This window comes from Stenotrophomonas pictorum JCM 9942 (assembly GCF_001310775.1).
In the GTDB taxonomy this organism is placed as follows: domain Bacteria; phylum Pseudomonadota; class Gammaproteobacteria; order Xanthomonadales; family Xanthomonadaceae; genus Stenotrophomonas; species Stenotrophomonas pictorum.
The window spans coordinates 1-3,900 of the sequence record NZ_BAZI01000256.1 but is presented as its reverse complement, the minus strand read 5'-3'; the positions used below and the strand labels follow the sequence as shown (position 1 = coordinate 3,900).

At 66.5% G+C, this 3,900-nt stretch carries 5 protein-coding genes and 1 pseudogene; 5 read left to right on the top strand and 1 reads right to left on the bottom strand.

The annotated features are described in order from the left end of the window. From JCM9942_RS11925 to JCM9942_RS11910, 4 genes and pseudogenes are all read left to right on the top strand, one after another. Window positions 1-303 (top strand): annotated as a pseudogene (locus tag JCM9942_RS11925) (insulinase family protein); the annotation flags it as partial. Between the two features lie 110 nt (window positions 304-413). Next, window positions 414-731, top strand: a complete 318-nt coding sequence (locus tag JCM9942_RS11920; protein ID WP_054659906.1) for a DUF4156 domain-containing protein — start codon at window positions 414-416, stop codon at window positions 729-731. Between the two features lie 179 nt (window positions 732-910). Continuing rightward, window positions 911-1,927 carry a 3-oxoacyl-ACP synthase III gene (locus JCM9942_RS11915; RefSeq protein ID WP_054659904.1) on the top strand — a complete coding sequence of 339 codons (1,017 nt, stop codon included), beginning with the start codon at window positions 911-913 and terminating at the stop codon, window positions 1,925-1,927. Between the two features lie 63 nt (window positions 1,928-1,990). Further along, window positions 1,991-2,884 (top strand): alpha/beta fold hydrolase, encoded by an 894-nt coding sequence (locus JCM9942_RS11910; RefSeq protein WP_054659902.1) that lies wholly within the window; start codon window positions 1,991-1,993, stop codon window positions 2,882-2,884. Between the two features lie 55 nt (window positions 2,885-2,939). On the opposite strand, the gene JCM9942_RS11905 is transcribed toward JCM9942_RS11910, so the two are convergent. Then, complete coding sequence (locus JCM9942_RS11905) at window positions 2,940-3,371, bottom strand: YkgJ family cysteine cluster protein (protein WP_054659900.1); 432 nt, start codon at window positions 3,369-3,371, stop codon at window positions 2,940-2,942. Between the two features lie 101 nt (window positions 3,372-3,472). Between JCM9942_RS11905 and JCM9942_RS11900 the strand changes: the two genes are divergently transcribed. Further along, on the top strand, window positions 3,473-3,900 hold a 428-nt coding region (locus JCM9942_RS11900), incomplete at its 3' end, for an AMP-binding protein (RefSeq protein ID WP_157722893.1).

Genomic DNA, 3,900 nt, shown 5'->3' with positions numbered 1-3,900 from the left:
CGCAACATCCAGACGCTGAGCCTGCCCGGCGCCTATGAGACCGGCGCGGCGGTGATGAGCACCATCGGTGGCATCGTCCGTTACCAGCGCCCGGATGATTACGTGTTCAAGCGCAAGGCCGAGATCGAGGCGATGACCCCGGCGCAGGTGGCGCAGGCCGCCGGCACGCTGGATCCGGCCGCGCTGACCTGGGTGGTGGTGGGGGATCTGAAGCAGACCGAAGCCCCGGTGCGTGCCCTGAACCTGGGTGAAGTCACCGTGATCGATACCGAAGGCAAGCCGGTGGCCGCCACGGCCAGGTAAGTTCCACGCAGCCCACGCCATGGCCCGCTCCGCAGTGGAGCGGGCCATGGATCATGACGGGTTCATTCATTCACGGCACAATCCGTTCCGTTATCTACAAGGAACTGTCCATGCGTATCGTGTTTCTGTCTGTCCTGATCGCCAGCACCGCTGCCTGCACCTGGGTGCCGATTGAATCTTCAGGCAAGGCGGTGCGCGTGCTGCCGGCCGGTCCGGTCGCGCCGGGGTGCGTGACCAAGGGCGAGATCGTGGTGTCGGTGAAGAACAAGGTCGGTTTCTACAACCGCAACCCGCTGCGTGTGCAGGAAGAGCTGGAAACCCTGGCCCGCAACGAAGCGCCCAGTGCCGGTGCCAATGCGGTGCAGGCGACAGGGCTGCCGGCCGATGGCAGCCAGCGCTTTGCCGCCTACCAGTGCCCGCCGCGCTGAGTGCGGCAACTGTCCGTGAGCCGGTGATTTTCCGGCTCCGCGGCGCGCAGGCACGTGGTCCCGGTGCCTGCCAGCGCGCCGGAGGGCTCCATACGGCGGGCCGTTTATTTGTAAAGATGCGGTAAAAAGGCGCAGAGGCTAGAATAGCGCCCCCTTCGCCTGAGTCTTGGCGCTTTCCGATGCCTTTCCAGAATGTCTCGATCGCGGGACTGGCGCATATTGATGCGCCGCATACGCTGACCTCCAAGGAAATCAACGAGCGGCTCCAGCCCACGCTGGAACGCCTGGGGATCCGTGCCGATGTGCTGGGCGATATCGCCGGCATCCACGCGCGCCGGCTTTGGGACCAGGGTACGCAAGCCTCTGATGTGGCCACCCTCGCCGGTCAGAAGGCGCTGGATGATGCCGGCATCACCGCCGACAAGATCGGCCTGCTGCTCAACACCTCCGTCAGCCGTGACTACCTGGAGCCGTCGACCGCGTCGATCGTGTCCGGCAACCTGGGCATCGGCGAAGACTGTGTCACCTTCGACATCGCCAACGCCTGCCTGGCCTTCATCAACGGCATGGACGTGGCCGCGCGCATGCTCGAGCGCGGTGATATCGATTACGCGCTGATCGTCGACGGCGAAACCTCGAACCTGGTCTATGAGAAGACCCTGGAGCGCATGATGTCCCCGGACATCACCGCCCAGCAGCTGCGCGACGAAGTCGCCGCGCTGACCACCGGTTCCGGTGCCGCGGCCATGGTGCTGGCACGCTCGGAGCTGGTGCCCGATGCGCCGCGCTACAAGGGCGGCGTGACCCGTGCGGCCAACGAGTGGAACAAGCTGTGCGTGGGCAACCTGGACCGCATGGTCACCGACACCCGCCTGCTGCTGATCGAAGGCATCAAGCTGGCCACCAAGACCTTCGAGGCCACGCGCGAGGCGCTGGGCTGGGCGGTGGAGGAGATCGACCAGTTCGTGATCCACCAGGTCAGCCAGCCGCACACCAACGCCTTCATCAAGGCCTTCGGCATCGACCCGAAGAAGGTGATGACCATCTTCGGCGAGCACGGCAACATCGGTCCGGCCTCGGTGCCGATCGTGCTGAGCAAGCTGCGTCAGCTGGGCAAGCTCAAGAAAGGCGACCGCGTGGCGCTGATGGGTATCGGCTCGGGCCTGAACTGCACGATGGCCGAAGTCGTCTGGTAAGCCGGCACGGCGCAGACGAAACACAGGGCCGGTTCTGCCGGCCCTTTTTCCAGGTGCGATGTGATGAACAAGTTCCCCGGCTATCCGAGCCACACCCACCGCTTCGAGGTCCGTCCCGGGCTGTCGATGAACTACATCGACGAAGGCCCGCGCGATGGCGAGGTGGTGGTGATGCTGCACGGCAACCCGTCGTGGAGCTATCTGTGGCGCCATCTGGTCAACGGCCTGAGCGACAAATACCGCTGCATCGTGCCGGATCACATCGGCATGGGCCTGTCCGACAAGCCCGATGACAGCCGGTACGAGTACACGCTGCAGTCGCGCGTGGATGATCTGGACGCGCTGCTCAGTCACCTGGGCATCACCGGTCCGGTGACGCTGGCGGTGCACGACTGGGGCGGCATGATCGGTTTCGGCTGGGCGCTGTCGCACCACGCGCAGGTCAAGCGGCTGGTGATCACCAATACCGCCGCATTCCCGCTGCCGGCCGAAAAGCCGATGCCGTGGCAGATCGCAATGGGCCGGCACTGGAAGCCGGGCGAGTGGTTCATCCGTACCTTCAACGCGTTCTCCGCCGGCGCCTCGTGGCTGGGCGTGAGCCGCAGGATGCCGGCCGAAGTGCGCCGTGCCTATGTCGCCCCGTACGACAGCTGGGCCAACCGCATCGCCACCATCCGCTTCATGCAGGACATCCCGCTGTCACCGGCCGACAAGGCGTGGTCGCTGCTGGAGCGTGCCGCTGCGGCGCTGCCGTCTTTCGCCGACCGTCCGGTGTATATCGCTTGGGGCCTGCGTGATTTCTGCTTCGACCACCACTTCCTGGCCGGCTTCCGCAAGGCCTTGCCGCAGGCCGAAGTGACCGCGTTCGAGGATGCCAACCACTACGTGCTGGAAGACAAGCACGAGGCCATCGTGCCGGCGGTGCGTGCGTTCCTGGAGCGCAACCCCCTGCCCTGACTGCCCGATGACAACCCCGCCGGACTTGCGCTGCGGCGGTTGGGCCCGGCAGCGCTCAGGCGGCGATCGGCGGCTGTGGCGGTGAGGATGGCGTGTTGCCGTTGTCGTCCGGCTGTGGACCGTCATTGTCGGCCGCATCGCGCCAGCGCCAGTCGGCCAGGGTCAACGGGGCCAGCCCATGGGCGGCGCGCGCGCGATCACACTGCGCGCTGACCTGGCCATATTCCCACGACGCATCGACTTCGCGACAGACGCTGGGACGGTTGGGGTGAATGGTGCAGCGCGAATATTCGCCAATGCGCGCATCCAGCGCCACGCAGCGGATCGGGTCCGAATAGGTGCCCTGCATGCACAGCCGGTGCGGGTCCAGGCGCTGGGTCAGCGCGTGTGGCACGCCGCCTTCGCTGGCTTCGTCCGATTCCATCCAGTGGAAGGCGACGCGGTACTGGGCGCAGCAGGCGCCGCAGCTGAGGCAGGGATGGGGCATGGGAGCCGGCCTTGGGGCGGCGATGCGGGTGGGGAAGCTGGAGGATTTTCCATGCCGCCGCTCCGCGCGCAAGAAATTTCTGCAGCGGTGACAATATGCCGATGAACGATTCCTGCAATATCGCCGCGCGCCTGCCCGAACTGGCGCGTGAACGGCCCGACCAGATCGCCATCCGTTGCCCGGGCCGGCCGGGCCCCGACGGCATGGCCCGCTACGATGTCACCCTGGATTACCGCACGCTCGATGCGCGCAGCGATGCCATCGGCGCCGGGCTGGCGGCCTATGGCATCGGCCGCGGTGTACGCGCGGTGGTGATGGTGCGGCCGGGGCCGGAGTTCTTCCTGCTGATGTTCGCGCTGTTCAAGATCGGCGCGGTGCCGGTGCTGGTCGATCCGGGCATCGACAGGCGCGCGCTCAAGCAATGCCTGGACGAGGCGCAGCCGCAGGCCTTCATCGGTATCCCGCTGGCGCATCTGGCGCGGCGGCTGCTGGGCTGGGCCAAACCGGCCACGCGGCTGGTCACGGTCGG

Excerpts from the sequence above, each read along its gene's own strand:
- JCM9942_RS11920 (WP_054659906.1), top strand. The coding sequence starts at position 414 with ATGCGTATCGTGTTTCTGTCTGTCCTGATCGCCAGCACCGCTGCCTGC.
- JCM9942_RS11915 (WP_054659904.1), top strand. The coding sequence starts at position 911 with ATGCCTTTCCAGAATGTCTCGATCGCGGGACTGGCGCATATTGATGCG.
- JCM9942_RS11910 (WP_054659902.1), top strand. The coding sequence starts at position 1,991 with ATGAACAAGTTCCCCGGCTATCCGAGCCACACCCACCGCTTCGAGGTC.
- JCM9942_RS11905 (WP_054659900.1), bottom strand. The coding sequence starts at position 3,371 with ATGCCCCATCCCTGCCTCAGCTGCGGCGCCTGCTGCGCCCAGTACCGC.